We start from the raw sequence: 17,480 nt of genomic DNA, 5'->3' as shown, positions 1-17,480 counted from the left end.
TTGTCGCTCGCCCTCGTGGCGTGTCCACGCTCACCTGAGCGCACGCCTGTCTCGACCACCCCAACAGAGACCCAGTCCTCCTCCGTGGCCATCAAGCCTGCTCCCGCAGTGGAACAACCGGCCACCGCCACCCCGGCCACCGCCACGGCACACCTGGGGGAGGAGCCTGCGGTGGCGCCCGCAGTCACGTCTTCCACGCCTGGCGCTCCACCTGCCAGGGCCACCCCGGTGGGCCCTGCACCGGGCGGAACGGCCTTTGCGAAGGCGAGCCCTGCCGCGCAGCAGCAAGACCCTCAGCCGCAGCGGGCACCGGCGGGTTTGCCGTCCGCCCAGGGCACGCCGCAAAAGCCTTCGGTCGCGAGACCTTCGCCTGTGGCGCCTCAGATTCAGGTCAAGCGGCCTCAAGTGCCCCATCCGCCGGCAGCCACGCCGCCCCTGCCTGTCCAGCCTGGCGCAGCCGGCAGCGCGCCTGAGGGCGCCACCACCGCAGTCGCTTCGGAGGTGGCGAAGGCGGGGCCTGCGGCGATCACCGTTCATGCTGCGGCTTCACCGTTGTCGCCAGCCCGCGTCTCCACAGTCAAACCGCCTTCAGCCAGGCCACCACAGTCCACCTCGGGCTCCGGGATCAAGCGTGATCCCATCAACGTGGCAGTCCCTGCTTCAGCGCCTGCGCCCCCTGTCGCCGAGGCTCAGGAAGTCGCAGCTCCATCCACACCGTCTGGAGGCGCAGTGCCGCCGGAGAGCAAGCCTGAAGCCAGGCCAGTTCCCGGCCCCCTGGAGCCGGGTCCGGCGATCCGCGGCCTGTGGGTCGATGCATTTGGGCCTGGCTTCAAGACGCCAGTTGAGGTGGACCAGTTGATTCGCGACGCCCAGGCGATGAACATCAACACGCTGTTCGTGCAGGCTGTGAAGCGTGGTGACTGCTACTGCGGTGGCAGCCTGCTGCCCCGCACGGAAGATCCGGCGGTCCCGGCCGACTTTGATCCTCTGGCGGACGTGCTGGAAAAAGCGCACGCGCAGCACATCAAGGTTCACGCCTGGGTGATTCCCACCGCCGTGGCCAGCCGCGCCGTCCAGTACCCCGTGACCAATCCCGAGCACATTGCCAACGCGCACGGGGAAGGCTCGGAAAGTGACTGGCTGACGCGCAGCGCTTCCGGCGTGATCTGGGCTGGCAATGACCAGCAGTTGGATCTGGGCAACCCCGATGCGCTGCGCTACATCGTGGAGGGCGTGCGCAGCCTCGCGGCCGCCTACCCGGTCGATGGGATTCAGCTTGACCGCGTTCGGTACCCGGATCCCCTCGGGAAGGTGCAGGACTGGGGGTACAACCCGGGGGCCCTCGCCGCGTACCAGGCGGAGAGCGGCACGACCGACACCCCGGACCCTGAAGACGCGGCATGGATGGCCTGGCGCCGAGGACGCGTCGACGCGTTGGTTCATCAGGTCTCCGAGGCGGTCCGCGCAGCCCGTCCCGGAACGACGATGAGCGTCGCCGCCATCACCTACGGTGCGGGACCGAAAAACCGTGAGGACTTTACCCACACCCGCACGTACGCCGAGGTCTTCCAGGACTGGCCAGCGTGGCTGTCGGGCGGAGATACCGATCTGGTCGTGATGATGAATTACAAGCGGGAGGCGCGCGTGGATCAGGCGCGCGCATTCGACGTGTGGAACCGGTTTGCCCAGTTGGTCAAAGGTGATGGTCAGGTGGCGGCGGGTACGGCACTGTATCTGAACACCGCCGCCGAGAACCTCGCGCAGGCCAGGCGCGTCGTCGAGCAGGGCCTTGACGGGTGGGTGGGGTACTCGTACCGCACGCCTGAGCTCGGCGTCGAGGACGGAAGCAAGGACGGCGGCAAGGCGTACCGTGAGTTGAGCAACCTGCTGGTGGGGGAGCCGGGCCAAAGCAGCCCAGACGGGCGCTGATCCGCAATCCGGATCACCCGTCCCCTGGGCTCCTCTCCGCTCCAGGGCTTCCACGCCTCTTCGTCACCGTTTTCCCTGCTCGCGCAACTGCCCAGCGTTGCGCGTCCACGCCGGTTCACCCGTGACGGCCGTCACGAATCAACCGAAATCCTGATGAAGGGCCTGAGGCCGCAGGGCACGAGGTTCGGGTGTCGGTGTCTCAGTACGGCACGCACGCGGTGCGGGTACCAGGCCGAAGTGAAGGTGTGTCCACGCCGTCCCCAAAGACAACCGGCGGCGCTTCCAGGGGGAGGCGTTCAGCGCAGCGGCCGGAGGCAAACGAAAAAACGCCCTTTGCGGGCGGAGGCAGGCGGCCCCGCTTCCGTTCAGGGATAGAGGTCAAACCCGGCTTCGTCGAGGAGCTGCTCCAGGCGTTTCTTGGCGGCGTGGATCTGGGGCATGGTTTCGGCCTCGAAGTAGACCTTGATGGGGCGGCCCGCCCGGGTTTTGCCGAGGTCCCAGGTGGTCCCCCCGTGGGCCTGGTCGTCCTGAAGTTTCTGCAGGGCGGCTTTGACGGCTTTTTCGGGGATGCCGGCGTGGATGGCCATATCGTCTTTGAGCATGGACTTAAGGTAATGCAAGGGCGTTGCAGGGAGAGGCACCTGGTGGGTGAGGGCCAGGAATCAGGCGGGGGGCGGTTGGCGCCGCACGCCGGGAAACGTGGCAGGCACCCTCCCTGGGCGCGACATCTCATCATGACTCCCCTTCATCCATGATGAAATTAGGGGCCAACCCGAGCAGAGCGAGCAGGAAAAACGGTGACCGAGCGGCGCGGAAGCCCCGGAGCCCAGGGGACGGAACGGATGATCCGGAAACCGGATCAGATGGACGCCCTCCGGTCTGACAGTCTTCAGGCAGGGTGGGCGCCCTGTTGGGGGCGTGGCATCAAGGGGAGGGGCACCCCCCGGAGCACCAGGAGGGCGCGGCAGGCGCGGTCAGCGACGTTGCCCCATCCGGGGCGAGGTCCTGGGCGTGGTAGACCGCGCCGAGAGGAGCCGGAGTGGGGGTCATGGTAAGGAGGTCGCCGAGGCGCCGCAGGTCCTGGAGGTGTCGGGGGTGGATCGAGCCGCGCTGCTCAAGGGCTTCGGTGCGCAGCACGCCCGTTTGAGGGTCTCGTCGCCAGGCGGTGACCTGGCCGTTGGCGGGCGCGCGGACGGCGACGGTGCCGGCGGTTGGGTAAGGCGCAACAGTCATGGCGTGGGCGTGCGTATGGGTTCAGCCAACTGTGGCGTTCTCGCCAGCCGCCATGGCCAGGAGGCCTCCTTCCCCCATTGCACTCCGCTGTACACCCGCTGCAGTCACCCTTATCCAGCGCCTGTTCAACAGGGATGTGGCCGCGCAGGACGTAGAACACGCGCAGCAGTGGGCCTGGCTTCAGGACGCGGGCTGTTGTCGCGCGCAGGGGTCTGGCCCTGGGGTTCCGCTCCCCACCCCAGCCCCAGACGCACTGCCGCCGCCGCTTCACCGACGCCCCCTGCCCACCTGAGGCTCCGGACCGGGAGCGCGTGAGTCGCGGTGACCAGGAGCCCCGCCGCCAGCGTCAGCAACGCCCACCAGCCTGCGCAGGACAAAGGCCCGAATCAGCTTAGCGGCGAACGGGGGCGCTGGCCAGCAGGGCGGTCGCCGGTTGGCGGGTGAAATCCAGGGCCAGCGCATTCACGAACAGGGGATCGGCGATGCGGTCAGTGGCGCTCAGCTTGCCATTGTCGATGCTGACGTAGGGACGGCCACCTTTTTTCCAGAAGACGTTGTTGTACTCGGTAAAGGGAGCGTCGGCCCACATGGGGGTCATCTTGGCAGCGGGTACCAAACCGCTGGCGGTGTCGCGCTGCCACAAGACGTTGTCGTACGCCTTGAGGATGCTGGGGCCGCAGCCGTCCGAGCAGATGATGCCCATGTCCACCATGTACCCAACGTTGTGGTGAAACACGGTTCCGGGGTTGCCGCCCCACTTGCTCTTCGTGCCGCGCAGCACGATCATTGCGCCGCCGGACTTCACCGGCGCGTAGGTGTTGTACGCGAAGGTGTTGTTCTTGCTTGGCGTCTTGGGGGTTCCGCCCAGCTCCGTGAAGAAGGGGTCTTCCGTGCTGACGTTGTCGTGGATATTGTTGCTGCTCGCCTCGTACAACTCGACGCTCGCCCCGTCCTTGCCGTAGTCCTCACTGCAGGCCCAGTTGCCGCCGAAGGTGTTGCCGGCGATCTCATTGTTGTCCGAGTTGACCAGGACGCCCCAGGCTCCGGAATCGTCATCGAAGACACCGGCGGTGTTCTTCTTCATCACGTTGTTGTTGGTCAGCTTGTTGTGCAGCACCTTGTTGTTTCCAGCGCTCAGGTGAATGCCTGCCGTAAAGCCGCTTGCTGAGGAATTCTGCACGGTGTTGTACTGCCCGGCCACCTCGAAGCCCACGCGCCAGCCCACGGGCGTCTTGCTGCATTTGCCAGCTGTGCTGGGAACGCTGGGACGCGCGCTGGTGACGCTCAGCCCATTGAAGACCAGGTGATTGCCGCTGGCCAGCACCGCCTCGGCATCGGTCGTCAACTGAACGGCCGGGTTGGTTCCTGCGCCGTATGAGGTGTACCGGATGGGCGCTGAGGCCGTACCGCTGGATCTGGCCACCAGGGGACCTGCGAAGGTACAGCCGCGCTTGAGCAGGACGTGGTCACCGGGCAACAACTTCAGGGCATTCACCTGGGCGAGGGTTCGCAGGGGCGCAGCCGCGGTCGTTCCCTCCGCCGCGTCCTTGCCCGCCGTGCAATCAACGTAGAAGCTGCGGCCTGCGGCCGAGGCGTTGTTGGAGGTGCTTGCCGCCAGGACGGTTTGATTGCAGGTGGCGATAAAAGCAAACGGCAGCAGCCAGACCAATTTCTGCACAGGATCCCTCGTTTCGGTGGCCCGGCTGACTGCGTGAGTCCCGTGGCTTTGCGCCCCCTGCTCGCGCAGGGTTTGCCTTTTCGTCGAGCTGCGCAGAGTGTCTCTCTGCCGCCAACGTTGATTAGGTTAGAGCCGAAGCTCTGACATAAAGCTTACGCCATGTCTATAAAAAAGTGGGGCCCGTGCCTGCTGCCCCCAACGGGGGTGAAGAAGGGCGCCTGGCGGTGGCGTAACTGCCGTCCTCCGGCCCAGTGGATGTGCCCCTAAGCCACGGCAGGTGATGCGGCCCGCCGTCCGGCGCAGGACCGGTAGATCTCGGAGGGCAGCCCTCCGAGATCTACCGGGTTCCCGAAGGGCCCTCCTCCGCCGGGTGACCGTGTGGGGGCGGACCAGACAATTGGGAGCCCGTTTCCTCCCGGTCGGCGGCTTGCCCCTTTCCCGATCGGTGCCCAACGCCTGGTCGTCCTCTTCGGGGATGATCGCCCACACCGCGCGGAAGCGTTCGCGTTCTCCCCAGGCACACAAGCGCTGGTGGACTGTGGATGCTGGGCCGTGTCGCCGGGGGAGTTGGCTCCACTGGCCCCCGGTCCAGGCCAGCCAAACGGAACCGTTGAAGATCTGGCGGGCGTCCCGCCTGGGACGCCCGCTCTCTTTCCAGGGTGTGCTGACCAGCACAGGAGCCAAACGCAGACAGGGCCCGTCCGCCACCTCCCACAGCGTGTTCCGGTCATGGATCTGATCTTGATGCCCTTGCGCCGTCCCTGGCCTTCAGGAGAACAGCATCTTCCGGAGAGGCGCTCAGCGTGAAGTGAAAGGTGCTGCCCTCCCCAGGTGTACTCTCCACCCACAGGCGACCCCCATGATGCTGAACGATTTTCAGGCAGAGTGCCAGGCCAATTCCGGTCCCCTCGAACTGCTCCCGGGGATGCAGCCGCTGAAACACCTGGAAGATTCGCTCGAAATACTGTTTTTCAATGCCGATGCCGTTGTCAGTCACCGTGAAGTGCCACAGCTTGCCTTCCTGCTCGGCACGGAGACGGACCTGGGGCGCAACGCCCGCACGGTGGTATTTCAAAGCGTTGCTGATCAAGTTCTGGAACAACTGACCGAGCTGAGACGCGTCGCCCATAACGGTTGGCAAGTTCTCGTAAGTCACCTCACCGGCCACTGCGGCGATATCGCTCGTCAGGCGGCTGAGCGTATCGTCCACCACCTGACGGAGCGGTACTGGCTTAGGAGGGCGCCTGTGGGTGGTGACGCGGCTGAAACTCAGGAGCTCATCGACGAGGCGTTTCATGTGTTGCCCGCTTGCCATGATGTGCTCCAGGTACGTTCGTGCCCGCTCATCCAGCTGGCCGCTGTACCGGCGTTCCAGCAGCCCCGCGAAGCTCGTGACCGCCCGCAGCGGCGCTTGCAGGTCGTGCGAAGCGATGTAGGCGAACTGCTCAAGTTCTGCGTTGCTCCGCTGGAGTTCCGTTTGCACCTGCACCAGGTCCGTCACGTCAAATGCGAGCGTGATCACCCCGGTGATCCGTCCGTCCACGCCCCGGAACGGTACCTTGTCCACCCGGTACCACCTTGGTGGGGCGTCTTGGAGGGCAACTTCCACCACTTCACCCAGTCGCGCTTCGCCGCTGCGAATCACCTGCTGCTCGGTTTCGTGGGCGTCAAGCCGGGGAAGAACATCCTTTGCGCTGCGCCCCAGCAGCCCGTCTGGAGCAAGGCCTGTGGCCGCAGCGACGGCCGTATTTGCGCGGCAGATCTGTCCAGCTTCATCTGTATGCCACAGCAAGGCTGGGACAGCGTCTATCAGGGCGTTGAGTTCATTGTGCCGCGCGTTGAGTTCCCCCGTGCGTTCCGAGACGCGCGCTTCAAGCGCCTCGTTTCGCCGTTCCCCCTCCCGCACCGCTGACAGCTGGTGGGCCAGGCGGCGCTCCATCAGTAAAGTCGACAGGGCCGCGAGGATCAGGACGCTCGTCACCACCGCAATGCTCCGGGCCAGCATCAGGTGAGACTGCTCTTGCGCCCCCTGTCCCATCTGCGGTACCGGGTGGGCCGTGACGTGGAAATGTGCGGCCGCCATCGCGGTGTAATGCATTCCGACAATCGCCAGCCCCAACACCAGCGAGGCCAGGAGGCGCAAACGCCGTTGCAGGAGGGTGTCTGGGTTCTCGAAGTAATGGGCGAGCCACAGCGCGACCGTGGCGGCGACGAGGGCAATCCATACGCTGAAACCGACGAGCACCGGCTGGTAGGTGATGGTTCCCGGTAGGCGCATCGCGGCCATACCGACGTAGTGCATGATGACGATACCCAGCCCGAGCAGGCATCCGCCACACAGCAGCCGTGTCCGCGTCAGGGGCCGAACGCCCACCATCCACAGCGCCAGCGCGGCACCCAGCGTACCGACCACGGCCGAAAGCACGACCGTGCCGGTGTCATACCCGACGGGCACGGGCAGTCTGTGCGCGAGCATCCCTATAAAGTGCATGGCCCAGATGCCGAAGCCCATCACCAGCGCGCTGCCGAGCAGGTGCGGTGTGCGCAGACGCCGCCCGTTTGCCTCAACGCGAGCTGCGACGCTCAGGGTGGCGTACGACGCCAGACAAGCGATGGCCACGGAGAGCAGGACCAACTGCGGGTCGTAGTGAACGGGCGGCATCGGCGTGCCTCGCATAATAGGGTGTTCCACCCGCCAGCAAACACATCAGCCCCTCCTCACCCAGGACGGTTGGTGTGCTGAGGTATGAGGCCGCCGCTCCGCACATTTTGCCAAGCGCCGCTACACTGCGCCAATGTGCCCATGCGGGGCTTCTGAATGCCGCAACGGATAACCAGGGCTGCGCAGGTGTGGGCCGGCGGGGCGGCACCATCCACCGGATGACCGGTGCCCCCGGCGCCGAACAACGCCTCCGGGCCGCCCTGCTGGGGAGTGGGTCTGCCGCTGAGGCCCTCTGGCACCTGCGGATGGCGTGCGTGCACTTCACCCCAGTGGGGACCAGGCGGAACGCGACCTGATCGGACAGGTGTGCGCCGCCTTCCCCCGGAGTGTGATGGGCAGAAGAAGCGCAAGGACCAGGCGAAAGTTTTACCGGGGCCTTGACAGCCGTATGGCCCCAAGGACTTCCGTATCTTCCGTTTCGTTCTGGTGAATGACCTTCATGAATATGAAGTGCGGCCAGAAGAATACCGTTCTGGAAAATGCTTGACAGACTCTTGTACGCGCGTATTGTCCGAGTTGAGTTCCCAGATATCAACCTGCTTCGGGTGTAAGCGGTCGAGGCAGAGGAATTCGAAACGTTTGCGCCGCCCCTGGCCTGTGATGACAGTGACTTCAGAGTGCCAGGACCTCAGCGAAACCATCATCCGGTAGCGACTGGGAATGGCGATCTGCTTTTCTGCCGTCCAGGCATTCACAAACCGGATGTTCTGTGGACCGTTGAGCTGACGCCTGACTTCCGCCTCGCACTCCCGGCGCAGCCTCTGGTTCGAACCTTCGAGGAAAGAAAAGATGGGTTCTGCAGGAGGGAATTCGGACAGCCACCACAAGAAACCATACAGCGAGCCGGCAGTCATGACGACGATGGCCAGCCCTCTTCGCCAGCGGCTTTTCCTGGGGGTTTTAGGCATATCAGCACGGTCGTTGTTGAATCCACGCATTCCTGGCCCCAAACATAACCCATGTCACTACGGCGATCAGATCCTATGCCTGTAAGTGGTCACTTACGGGAAATACAGGTATAGAGGAAGGGCCGTTCAGTCACCGGAGGTCTCTGATTCCCTTTGCGTCAGCACCGGAGGAGAAGTAAGGCGTTTGCCACTGCCCTTGCTGTGTTCGCGCCCAATGTGTGCGTGCCAAATGTTGGTGATTCCCCATAACTGCCATAGTGCCGACATGAATATCCAGGTTGCCGTCCAGCAGGTCAGCGCCACCGCCTCACAGGCCCAGGCCCGGACACATCAGGTGCTGGTCGACCGTCCCTTAGAAAAGGGCGGCGAGGACCAGGGCATGATGGGAGGCGAGTACCTGCTCGTTGCCCTCGGGGGATGCTTTATGAGCAACCTTCTGGCTGCAGTCAAGGCGAGGGACGCCAGCATCCGTGATGTACGGCTGGATGTCACCGGCACGCTGGCCGGTACCCCTGCCCACTTCAGCGACATCGAAGTGGCCGTAAAAGCCCAGACAGAGGACCGAGAATTGCTGGAGAAGCTCGTGGTGATCGCGGATAGGGCGTGCATCTCGTCCAATACCCTACGTTCAGCGGTCAATCTGACCTTTCGTGTGGTGTGATACGGTCTGCGGCTCATCCGTTCCGTCCCCCCTGCTCCGCTTCGGTGATTCCACGCCTCTGCGTCACCGCTTTTCCTGCCTCCTCTGCGGCGCAGCCTTGCACGTCCGCCCGGGTCGGCCCGTGATGTCATCACGGATGAAGCCCAATCCCGACGAGGTGTGCGAAGATGAAGCGGCCCGCCCTCCAACGCTGTCCTGCTCGTCGACGAGGTCGCCACAACTGCTGACTGACGGCAAAGGAGGAGTCGCGAATGTCCCAGCAGCGCAACCCACCGACCACCTCGACCAGCGGTACGCGCACCGCGAACGACATCATCCATTACCAAACGGCGGGCCACAGCACCCCCCGGTCATCGCCCTGCACGTCTTGATGGGCAGCGGCGCGTGCTGGGCACCCCTGGCGCGCGTTCTTGAAGACGAGTACACCGTGCTCATGCCCGAAGCGAGAGGGCACGGAAGATCAAGCGCTTCAACACACGGATACCTGTACCCGGACCACGCCAATGACGTTCTCGGCCTCATCGGTGCCCTGAAGCTGACGCGTCCAGTCCTTCTCGGCCATTTCATGGGCGGCATGACGGCCGCCCTGACGCGGATCTTCAAGGCGCCGTATTGGTCGACCCGACGTGCATCAGTTCCGAGCGGCAACGCGAAAGTCTACGGGAGTGACGTGGCTGAGCAGCATCGTCACGCGCTGAACTTGGACAAGAGCGAACTGGCCGCGCAGGCGAAGCGTAGGCGTCCATCCCGTTCGACCGAGGTGAGTGAGCGCCTCGTTGAAGCGGGGCTTCAGACACGCATGCAGGCCTTTGAAGTACTCGCCCCTCTCAACCCCGAATACCGCGAACTCATCCAGAGCGTTCGCGTTCCCATCCTCTTGATTTTGGGAAGTTCAGGCACCGTCACTCTGAATCAGGCCCAGGAACTCCAGACCCTCGATCGGGGTCCGCGCTATGAGGGTATCCCGACGTTGGCCACGGTCTGCCATACGATATGCCCGAGCAGGTTGCGCGAGCCGTCAAGGCCTTCTTCCGGTCCCTCCCAGCACAGTAATCTGCCGTAAGACCCAGATCGCCCTCTTGTCCCTCCCCGGCGTTTTCTCCCTGCTCTCCGCCGCAGTGCCCCAGCCTTCAGGCATGTGCGGCAACGGCTCCAATTGCACGACGAAGAGGCGAAGAAGCTCGTTTCGCAGCCCGACCTCATCTGCCACGAAGACCTGAACGTGAAGGGGATGGCCCAGGGCAGCCTGAGCAAGCAGATCCACGACGTGGGTTGGGCACTCCTCACTTCCAAGGCAGAATGGGCCGGGGAACGAGTTGTCGCCGTAGGTCCGAGGTACATGCCGTGCTGCGCGTGCGGCCACACCGGGCGGGGAAACCGGAGGGGGCAGGCGAACTTCAGATGTCTGAGTTGCGGGCACGCCGGGAATGCGGATGTGAACGCGGCGAAGGACATCCTGGCGCAGGGACTGCGCTTCGTGGCAGGGCGTACTTCACTAAAAGACGCGTGCCACGCTAAGCCCCGACATGAAGGTCGTTCACCTTCCTTCTCCTGGCCTTGTCCGCCGGCATGGTCTTGATCCACTCCAGAATCTCCTTTTGCCTCCCTTCCTGGCCTTATGGCGCACCCTGGCCGCCCTCCTCCCGCGTAAGGGAAGGCATGATGATTCCGGTAGATCCCTTGTGAAATAACCGCTTCACCCGAGCGGACGTGCAAGTCGGTGGAGTCGATGCCCTTCACCCCCAGCGCCTTGGCGTCATGTGGAGCCTGTGGTGACGCGGCGCCTGCGTCTCCCTGAAGCCGAACCGAGGGGTTCCCCAGGCGGAGGTGAAAGGATGAATTGGGGAGCCGTTCTACACGCCCTGCTCCCAGGGACATTTACAATGCAGCTTGTGGGGACCTGGACCCAAAGGACGTGCGGAACTGGCCTTCCTCTTCGCCGTGGGAGTGCGGGCAAGCCTCCTGTGCAGAACGTGCAAAAGGGTAGGAAGCTCCCCAGAGGTTCAGACTGAGTGGCTTCAGGGAGCAAGGGTCCATCTTCAGCAGGAAAAGAACAGGTGCCACGAGGGGTGTTCCCCTGGTCTCTCCTTTTCGCCCCCTCTGGAAGTGGACGCTGCCCCTGTGGCTGGTGGTGGCCGGACTGGGCTCCTGGGCACTGCTGGAAGACAGGCGGGCGGAGCTGCGGGAATCGTTTGACCTCGACGCCCGCGTCCTGCACCGGGTGCTCTCGCAGCGAATGGAGCAGCAGGAAACCGTGCTCAACGCCGTGGAGTCCCTTGCGGCGCAAGGGGTGGAGCGGCGGACCCTGGGGGGGTACGTAAAAGCGCTGATTCGCCCTTACCCACAGATCACCGCGGTGGAGCAGTGCACGTCCGCAGGCTGTGAGGCGCTGACGCCTCTGCCCGGTACTCTGCCCGTTCTGCCGTTTACACCGGGTGGGAGTTCCAGGGTCCGGTGGCCTGCTGGAACGGGGACGCGCTACGCCCTGGAGCGCGGCCGCATCCGGGTCTGGGTGGAGGCCCGGGCGCTGCTTCCCGGTGCGGACCTGCCCCCTGAGCCGATGACCGTCCGGATCTACCGTCCGGAGAGCAGGAGCGTCCTGGCGCAGCGTGAGGGGGGGGGCCGTCCAGCGGCGCTGACCTTCCTGGTAGAAAAGCAGCTCGGCACGCCTTTGGAACCCTTCCCCATCCTGTTCCAGCGCGAGTATTCGTGGAACGTGTGGCCGTGGACCACCTTCCTGACCTGGTGGGCGTTCACAGCCCTGGGCGCCTGGACGCTGGCACGGGGTCTGACCGCCCGCAGGCGGGCCGAGCAGGCGCTGCTCGATGAACGCCGCCGGGCGCAGGGCATCGTGCAGGCGAGTACGGACGGCATCGTGGTGCTTGATCCGCAGGGAACCGTGATGCAGGCCAACCCTGCTGCGCACCGCATTTTGAGCGGGCTGCGGGTCGGGGAGGACGTCCGGCAGGTCGCGCGGTTTCGGGCCACCCTCGCGCAAGCGCCGCTGAACACGGCACGCTTCTGGCAGGGGCAGGAGGGGCCGACCCTGCCCGACGGCACGGCCCTGCAGCGCGGTCTGGAGCGGGTCCTGATCGGGGGGAGCCTCACGCCACTGCTGGGCGAGCGGGATCAACTGCTGGGCCGCGTGCTGACTGTGCGCGAAGTCGGGCCGTTGCAGCAGCGCCTGCTGGCGCAACTCGACGCCGGGGAGCGGCGTATCCGCGAGCACGAAGCGCTGCTCGCCCACGTCTCCAGGCTGTCCACGCTCGGCGAGATGAGCGCCGGACTTGCCCATGAGCTCAACCAGCCGCTGACCGCCATCGTCAGTTACGGTCAGGCGGGCATGCGGCTACTCGGTGAGGAGGAACCTGACCTTGCCCCTGTGCGGCAGTCGGTGCACAACATGGTGCTTCAGGCACAGCGGGCCGCCGAAATCATTTCCCGCCTGAGGACGCTGGTGCGGCGGGCACCCGCCCAGCGGGTGAAGGTCGATGTCGTGCAGGCCGCGCAAAACATCCTGACGCTGTGCCAGGCTGACCTGAACCGGCTCGGCGTCACGGTGGAGACCCAGTTTCCCGCCACGGCCCTAGTGGAGGCGGACCCGGTGCAGGTCGAGCAGATCATCCTGAATCTCATTCGCAATGCCCTGGAGGCCATGGCGGGCCTCCCGGAACCCCGCCTCTTCCTGGGACTGACGCCCGCAGCGGGAAGATGGATCCTCACCGTGCAAGACAGCGGTCACGGCCTGTCCGGGGAGATATTGCCATATCTGTTCCAGCCGTTTCACACGGCCAAACGCGATGGGCTGGGGCTGGGGCTGAGCCTCTCACAGACGCTGGCGCAGGGCCTCGGCGGTGACCTGGTGGGCGAGAACGGCCCCACGCACGGCGCACGCTTTACGCTGACCCTGCCACAATGGACGCCGGATGACTCCGTCGCCTGAACCCACGGTCTACCTCGTCGATGATGACGCGGCCGTGCGTGACGCCCTAGCATTTTTGCTCGGAACCGTGGGACTGCAGGTCAGGGTTTTTCCCGATGGCTCTGCCCTGCAGGGCGGCCTGGACGGTGGGAACGTGGGCTGCTTGCTGCTCGACATCCGCATGCCCCATGTCAGCGGCCTCCAGCTTCAGGAGCAATTGCGGACGCAGGGGGTCGATCTGCCCATCATCATCATGACGGGGCACGGCAACGTGGACCTGTGCCGCCGCGCCTTTCAGCAGGGCGCGGTGGATTTCCTGGAAAAACCCATCGACGAAACGGCGCTGCTCGAAGCCGTCCAGCGCGCCATCCGTCAACACCTGTGGCAGCGCGAGCGGGCCGAGAGCAGTGCCGAGGCGCGGTCTCGCCTCGCCCGACTGACCGAGCGGGAACGTGAGGTCCTGGCGGGCGTGATGGACGGGCAGACGAGCAAGCAGAGCGCCAAGGTGCTGGGCATCAGCGCCCGCACCGTCGAAACCCACCGCGCCAGCCTCTTCGAGAAACTGGAGGTGCACTCGCTGGCGGAACTGATGCGGGTCTACCTGAACGTGGTGGAGGGGCAGGGCGGGAGCGATCCGTAAAAATACGGACCTCCTTCCGGAAATGTCCGAATGGTTTCCCGGGCCTCCTCTTGGCACCATGACGGCGTGAAGAACATCGCCCTGATAACCCTCCTGACAGCCTCCACGGCCCCGGCCCAGCAGGCGCCCGCGCCCGTCAACCTGGCGACCACACCGACTGTGCAGGTCACGGCGCTGAGCCTGGACGCCGCGAACAGACTGGCGATGCAGGCGGTGGCCCAGTGCGCCGCCGCGGGCTACCACGTCACGGCCACGGTGGTCGACCGTTCCGGCGTGACCCTGGCTGTGGCCCGCTCCGAAAATGCCGGACCGCACACTGTCGGAGCGAGTTACGGCAAGGCGTTCACCAGCGCCAGTGGGCGCAACCTGACGAGCGAGATGGCCAAAGGGCTGCAGAACAACCCCGGTCTGGCGGCCATCCCCGGTTACCTTCTGCTGGCAGGTGGCGTTCCCGTCCGAATCGGCGCTGCGGTGGTGGGCGCCGTCGGTGTGGGCGGAGCGCCCAGCGGTCTGATCGACGAGAAGTGCGCGACCGACGCCCTCAAAGCGGTCCTCGGCCTGTAAAACCTGCGGAAAATGGAGCGGGGCCGGAAGGAAGCCCGACTCGGCGTCCGGAAGCCCCTCGCCCGCAGTACTTTCACCGACGCTCTCTCAATCGGTCGAGCCGGCCGTGGGGCGTCCGGCGCACGACCGCGAGCGGACAGCGCTGGAGGAGTCGCACGACATCTGCGGGGAGACCCAGACCCAGCGCCACGCGCCGCAGCAACGTCAGCCCGGCTTTCGCTGGGTGCTTCAGCCCGTCCGGTTCTCTTGGGTGTCATACGGATTCCAGATAACCCGTTTCATCACCGTTTTTCCTGCTCGCTCCGCTTGGGTCAAGCCGTGATGAAATCATGGACGAACCGCAATCCTCATCATGCCTTGAGCGCAGGTCCTGGCGTTGGCCTGCTTCTGCCTTGTCGGTCGTGATTTCTCGCGCTGTTCTGGGCAAGAGGGGCCTGGGTGGCCGCGCCCTGAACAACGCGCGGCTCCGGACGGCTGGGTGAGGAGGTGCGGCCCGCTGGCGGCCTGGGTGGCCAGGTACCCTGCATCCTCTCCCTACCCCCACCCTGGTCTGGCCCACCCTGCCCCCCTTCCCCGTGCCCTTGCCGCCCAGGGTTCCGGGTACGATTCCAGGTACAAGCCAAGGCGAAGGCAGTGGCGCAGGGACATAAAGGAGGCACAGGATGCGCGCAGTATGGAATGGCGTCACGATTGCGGAGAGTAACGATATCGTCACTGTGGAGGGAAACGCGTATTTTCCGCGAGACGCCCTCCGGAACGCGTACCTGCGGGAGAGTGACACACAGAGTGTCTGCCCGTGGAAAGGCACGGCAAGGTATTACACGCTGGTGGTGGATCAACGGGAAAACCAGGACGCAGCTTGGTATTACCCGGAGCCGAAAGAGGCTGCACGTGAAATTCGTGGACGCGTCGCGTTTTGGCGCGGTGTACAGGTTCAGCCCGATTAACGGGGGACCCCGGGCCGCCCTGCGCCGCAAACGTCCGCCCCGCCCCCTCTCCCCCATCCTCGCGGCCTTTTCCCCCGCGGGGCCGCATACACCGGCATAAGCTGATGCAACCCGTTCTGCAATGTTCAGACCGACCACGGCGCAGATCCCTGTCGTGGGCGGTGGAAGAAGGACCCAGGTGACGCACGCTGCAGAAAGATCCATGGCGCCCATATATGCGTGGAGCCGCGTTGGGAATGGCGGAGAGAGCACGCGCCTGCAGGACGGGGTAACGCCGTTCTTCACCGCAGGACGTGGAGGAATTTGAGTTTCAAGCTGATAAGGATCCGGGTTCATCCATGATGAAATAACGGATGAACCCGAGCAGAGCGAGCAGGAAAAACGGTGGCGGAGAGGCGCGAAATCACCGGAACGGACTTGCAAAGCTGCGCAGCAGAGGGGATGGAACGGATGATCCGAAAACCGTAGGGACGTGGCAGATCGTCTGCCCGGCAGGAAGATCGCGAGGCCGTACCCCGCCAGGCGACGGCCTGCGCGGAGGACAGAGAAGACGCCGTCCTGAACTTTTCGCAACGACCACATGCGGGGACGACCCACAAGAGATTCAGGAGGGGGCAGCGGCCCGCGGACATTCCACCTGGCATCCGCGAGGTCGCCTGGGGCGGTGACGCCCACGTTCTGCGCGCGCCACCGCCCGATCATTCCTCCATTTCATGTTCCGGTAAAACCCGCGACAGCACGCTTTTCAGACGCACCTAAGGCATTTGTCTGAATGGGGAGCCGCGCGCGGAAGGGCGCCCCTCACGGCGCCCTTCTTCCCTCTGCTCAATCAAGTTCGCTTGCCCTGCTCGGTCAAAAAGAGGCATTCTTTTTGACCCACACTCCAGGTTCCCAGAACCCTTTGGCGACTTTGGCCCACTGCGGCGCAACAGGTCTTCCAAGTATTGGTACTCCGTTGACTGGCGGGAACCTGATGGATGGCGCCCGTGTTTCTGGGGTCAGCGCGGTACGCAAAGAGTGGGAATCCACCGTGTTCTTCGCCAGCACTTTCAGACCCAACCGAGTACCAGTATTCAGCCCACCGTTGAATGGGGCTCATATTCATCGCGCGCGGCCTTGTCCCGCAAGGCGGCATACTCCGCCATCCAATAGGGCGGCTGCGGCACCCGGTCGAGGCACTGCCGCGCCTGTTCGTACTGGCCGAGGGCCAAGTGGGCCTCGGTCAGTACATACTGCGCGGTCTCCTGCGCGTCTTCTGCAGGAGCAGTCAACGCAAGATGAGGTTCCAGACGTGCGAGGGCCTCGGCAGGTTGGGCCGGCAGGCAGGCGCGCGCCTCCTCGGTGGCGAGCCACAGCTGCTGAGCGGGCGTCTGTCCGACCAGGGGACGTGCCTCGTCCACGTACCGTTGGGCCTGATTTCGCTGCCCTTGTTGAGACAGGTAGCGGGCCAGCAGCAGCCGCATTTTGGCCTGGTTGCCCCGTTCGTCGGTGCGGTCGAAAGCCGCGATTGCGCGGTGCAGGGCAGCGGTGGCGGCGGTAGGGTCGCCTTTCGCCCAATACACTTTGGCGAGCCGCTCCTGAAGGTTGGCCTCGTCCCGCGCAGACGGTTGCGGTCCGAGAAGGGGCCGGAGTTCTTCGGCGGCGGCCTCCGCTTCGGTCAACTTCCCCAGCCGGGGATAGAGCTGGCTTAAGTTGAGGAGAAACGCTTTTTGCAGATCGGCGTGCCTCAGCAGGCGGGTGATCGCCAGGGCCTCTTCCAGGGCCTGCGTGGCCTGCTGCACCTGCCCCTGCAGCATGAGGAGTCTTGCCCGTAGATTCAGGGTAATGGCGTGCCGCCGCTGCTGACCCTGTTGTCTGGCCAGCACTTCCACCTCAGCGCATTTGACCAGCGCCGCCTCCACGTCTCCCTGCTCCATCAGGAGGTAGGTCCAGGAGGTCAGCAGGGTGGTGAGCAGCGGAACGGGTAGCCGCCCTCTTCCCAGCGCCAGAGCCTGTTTCAAGTCGCTCTCGGCTTCCTCCAGACGCCGAAGTCGCCAGAGGATATCCGTTCGGATGGCCAGAAATTCAACGATCAGGGCCGTCACGTCCGAACTCTCCGGCAGAGCCTGCAACCGTTCCAGAACCTGCGCGGTTTCCTGCAGCACAGGCAGATAGGCGCCGCGGTGCACGTGAAGGCGTGCCCAACGCAGGCTGACATAGCCCCAGACGAGCGGATCGGTGGACTGCTCGGCGATGGGCCGGAGGATTTCCAGGGCCTTTTGCTGCCCCTCGGTATC

General features: G+C 64.9%; 15 protein-coding genes and 1 riboswitch. Of the genes, 8 read left to right on the top strand and 7 right to left on the bottom strand.

Annotated features, from left to right (window positions below):
- The first annotated feature begins 729 nt into the window (after positions 1-729).
- Positions 730-1,929, top strand: a complete 1,200-nt coding sequence (locus B9A95_RS35910) for a glycoside hydrolase family 10-like protein (protein ID WP_245808584.1) — start codon at positions 730-732, stop codon at positions 1,927-1,929.
- Positions 1,930-2,294: 365 nt separating this feature from the next.
- On the opposite strand, the gene B9A95_RS29800 is transcribed toward B9A95_RS35910, so the two are convergent.
- The 6 genes from B9A95_RS29800 to B9A95_RS29770 form a co-directional block, all read right to left on the bottom strand.
- Complete coding sequence (locus B9A95_RS29800) at positions 2,295-2,531, bottom strand: hypothetical protein (protein ID WP_084046205.1); 237 nt, start codon at positions 2,529-2,531, stop codon at positions 2,295-2,297.
- Positions 2,532-2,853: 322 nt separating this feature from the next.
- Positions 2,854-3,162 carry a hypothetical protein gene (locus tag B9A95_RS29795; RefSeq protein ID WP_084051225.1) on the bottom strand — a complete coding sequence of 103 codons (309 nt, stop codon included), beginning with the start codon at positions 3,160-3,162 and terminating at the stop codon, positions 2,854-2,856.
- Positions 3,163-3,553: 391 nt separating this feature from the next.
- Positions 3,554-4,840: a hypothetical protein gene (locus B9A95_RS29790; RefSeq protein ID WP_084051224.1), complete on the bottom strand. Its 1,287-nt coding sequence runs from the start codon at positions 4,838-4,840 to the stop codon at positions 3,554-3,556.
- 12 nt (positions 4,841-4,852) lie between these two features.
- Positions 4,853-4,927, bottom strand: a riboswitch (cyclic di-GMP riboswitch).
- Between the two features lie 39 nt (positions 4,928-4,966).
- Positions 4,967-5,515, bottom strand: a complete 549-nt coding sequence (locus B9A95_RS37415) for a transposase (protein ID WP_425429990.1) — start codon at positions 5,513-5,515, stop codon at positions 4,967-4,969.
- A gap of 52 nt (positions 5,516-5,567) precedes the next feature.
- Positions 5,568-7,517: an MHYT domain-containing protein gene (locus B9A95_RS29780; protein WP_084051222.1), complete on the bottom strand. Its 1,950-nt coding sequence runs from the start codon at positions 7,515-7,517 to the stop codon at positions 5,568-5,570.
- Between the two features lie 482 nt (positions 7,518-7,999).
- Entirely contained in the window at positions 8,000-8,500 is a 501-nt protein-coding gene (locus B9A95_RS29770; protein ID WP_139807154.1) for a hypothetical protein, read from the bottom strand.
- 235 nt (positions 8,501-8,735) lie between these two features.
- Here B9A95_RS29770 and B9A95_RS29765 point away from each other — a divergent pair, with 235 nt between their 5' ends.
- The 7 genes from B9A95_RS29765 (at position 8,736) to B9A95_RS29735 (ending at position 15,204) form a co-directional block, all read left to right on the top strand.
- Positions 8,736-9,131: an OsmC family protein gene (locus B9A95_RS29765; RefSeq protein WP_084051219.1), complete on the top strand. Its 396-nt coding sequence runs from the start codon at positions 8,736-8,738 to the stop codon at positions 9,129-9,131.
- Between the two features lie 124 nt (positions 9,132-9,255).
- Positions 9,256-10,194 carry an alpha/beta fold hydrolase gene (locus tag B9A95_RS29760; RefSeq protein ID WP_342744638.1) on the top strand — a complete coding sequence of 313 codons (939 nt, stop codon included), beginning with the start codon at positions 9,256-9,258 and terminating at the stop codon, positions 10,192-10,194.
- Between the two features lie 168 nt (positions 10,195-10,362).
- A complete protein-coding gene (locus B9A95_RS35905; protein WP_281255909.1) occupies positions 10,363-10,710 on the top strand; it encodes a zinc ribbon domain-containing protein in 348 nt (115 codons plus the stop codon).
- 549 nt (positions 10,711-11,259) lie between these two features.
- On the top strand, positions 11,260-13,074 hold the full coding sequence (locus B9A95_RS29750) for a PAS domain-containing sensor histidine kinase (protein ID WP_084051218.1): 1,815 nt from the start codon (positions 11,260-11,262) through the stop codon (positions 13,072-13,074).
- The gene (locus B9A95_RS29745) at positions 13,058-13,693 is read left to right on the top strand and encodes a response regulator transcription factor (RefSeq protein WP_084051217.1); all 636 of its coding nucleotides are present in this window, start codon (positions 13,058-13,060) and stop codon (positions 13,691-13,693) included. Before B9A95_RS29750 ends, B9A95_RS29745 begins: the two co-directional genes overlap by 17 nt.
- 66 nt (positions 13,694-13,759) lie before the next feature.
- Entirely contained in the window at positions 13,760-14,257 is a 498-nt protein-coding gene (locus B9A95_RS29740; protein ID WP_212648422.1) for a GlcG/HbpS family heme-binding protein, read from the top strand.
- A 662-nt stretch (positions 14,258-14,919) separates the two neighbouring features.
- Positions 14,920-15,204, top strand: a complete 285-nt coding sequence (locus tag B9A95_RS29735; RefSeq protein ID WP_084051215.1) for a DUF427 domain-containing protein — start codon at positions 14,920-14,922, stop codon at positions 15,202-15,204.
- Positions 15,205-16,277: 1,073 nt separating this feature from the next.
- Here B9A95_RS29735 and B9A95_RS29730 read toward each other — a convergent pair.
- Positions 16,278-17,480 (bottom strand): tetratricopeptide repeat protein (locus tag B9A95_RS29730; RefSeq protein WP_170928861.1); only part of this gene is annotated, 1,203 nt, incomplete at its 5' end.

This window comes from Deinococcus hopiensis KR-140, from assembly GCF_900176165.1.
GTDB lineage: Bacteria > Deinococcota > Deinococci > Deinococcales > Deinococcaceae > Deinococcus > Deinococcus hopiensis.
Note: the sequence above shows the minus strand (reverse complement) of the source record. Positions and strands in the feature narration are given on the sequence as shown.

Excerpts from the sequence above, each read along its gene's own strand:
- B9A95_RS29760 (WP_342744638.1), top strand. The coding sequence starts at position 9,256 with ATGTCATCACGGATGAAGCCCAATCCCGACGAGGTGTGCGAAGATGAA.
- B9A95_RS29770 (WP_139807154.1), bottom strand. The coding sequence starts at position 8,500 with ATGCGTGGATTCAACAACGACCGTGCTGATATGCCTAAAACCCCCAGG.
- B9A95_RS29795 (WP_084051225.1), bottom strand. The coding sequence starts at position 3,162 with ATGACTGTTGCGCCTTACCCAACCGCCGGCACCGTCGCCGTCCGCGCG.
- B9A95_RS29735 (WP_084051215.1), top strand. The coding sequence starts at position 14,920 with ATGCGCGCAGTATGGAATGGCGTCACGATTGCGGAGAGTAACGATATC.
- B9A95_RS29745 (WP_084051217.1), top strand. The coding sequence starts at position 13,058 with ATGACTCCGTCGCCTGAACCCACGGTCTACCTCGTCGATGATGACGCG.
- B9A95_RS29780 (WP_084051222.1), bottom strand. The coding sequence starts at position 7,517 with ATGCGAGGCACGCCGATGCCGCCCGTTCACTACGACCCGCAGTTGGTC.
- B9A95_RS35905 (WP_281255909.1), top strand. The coding sequence starts at position 10,363 with ATGGCCCAGGGCAGCCTGAGCAAGCAGATCCACGACGTGGGTTGGGCA.
- B9A95_RS29765 (WP_084051219.1), top strand. The coding sequence starts at position 8,736 with ATGAATATCCAGGTTGCCGTCCAGCAGGTCAGCGCCACCGCCTCACAG.
- B9A95_RS29800 (WP_084046205.1), bottom strand. The coding sequence starts at position 2,531 with ATGCTCAAAGACGATATGGCCATCCACGCCGGCATCCCCGAAAAAGCC.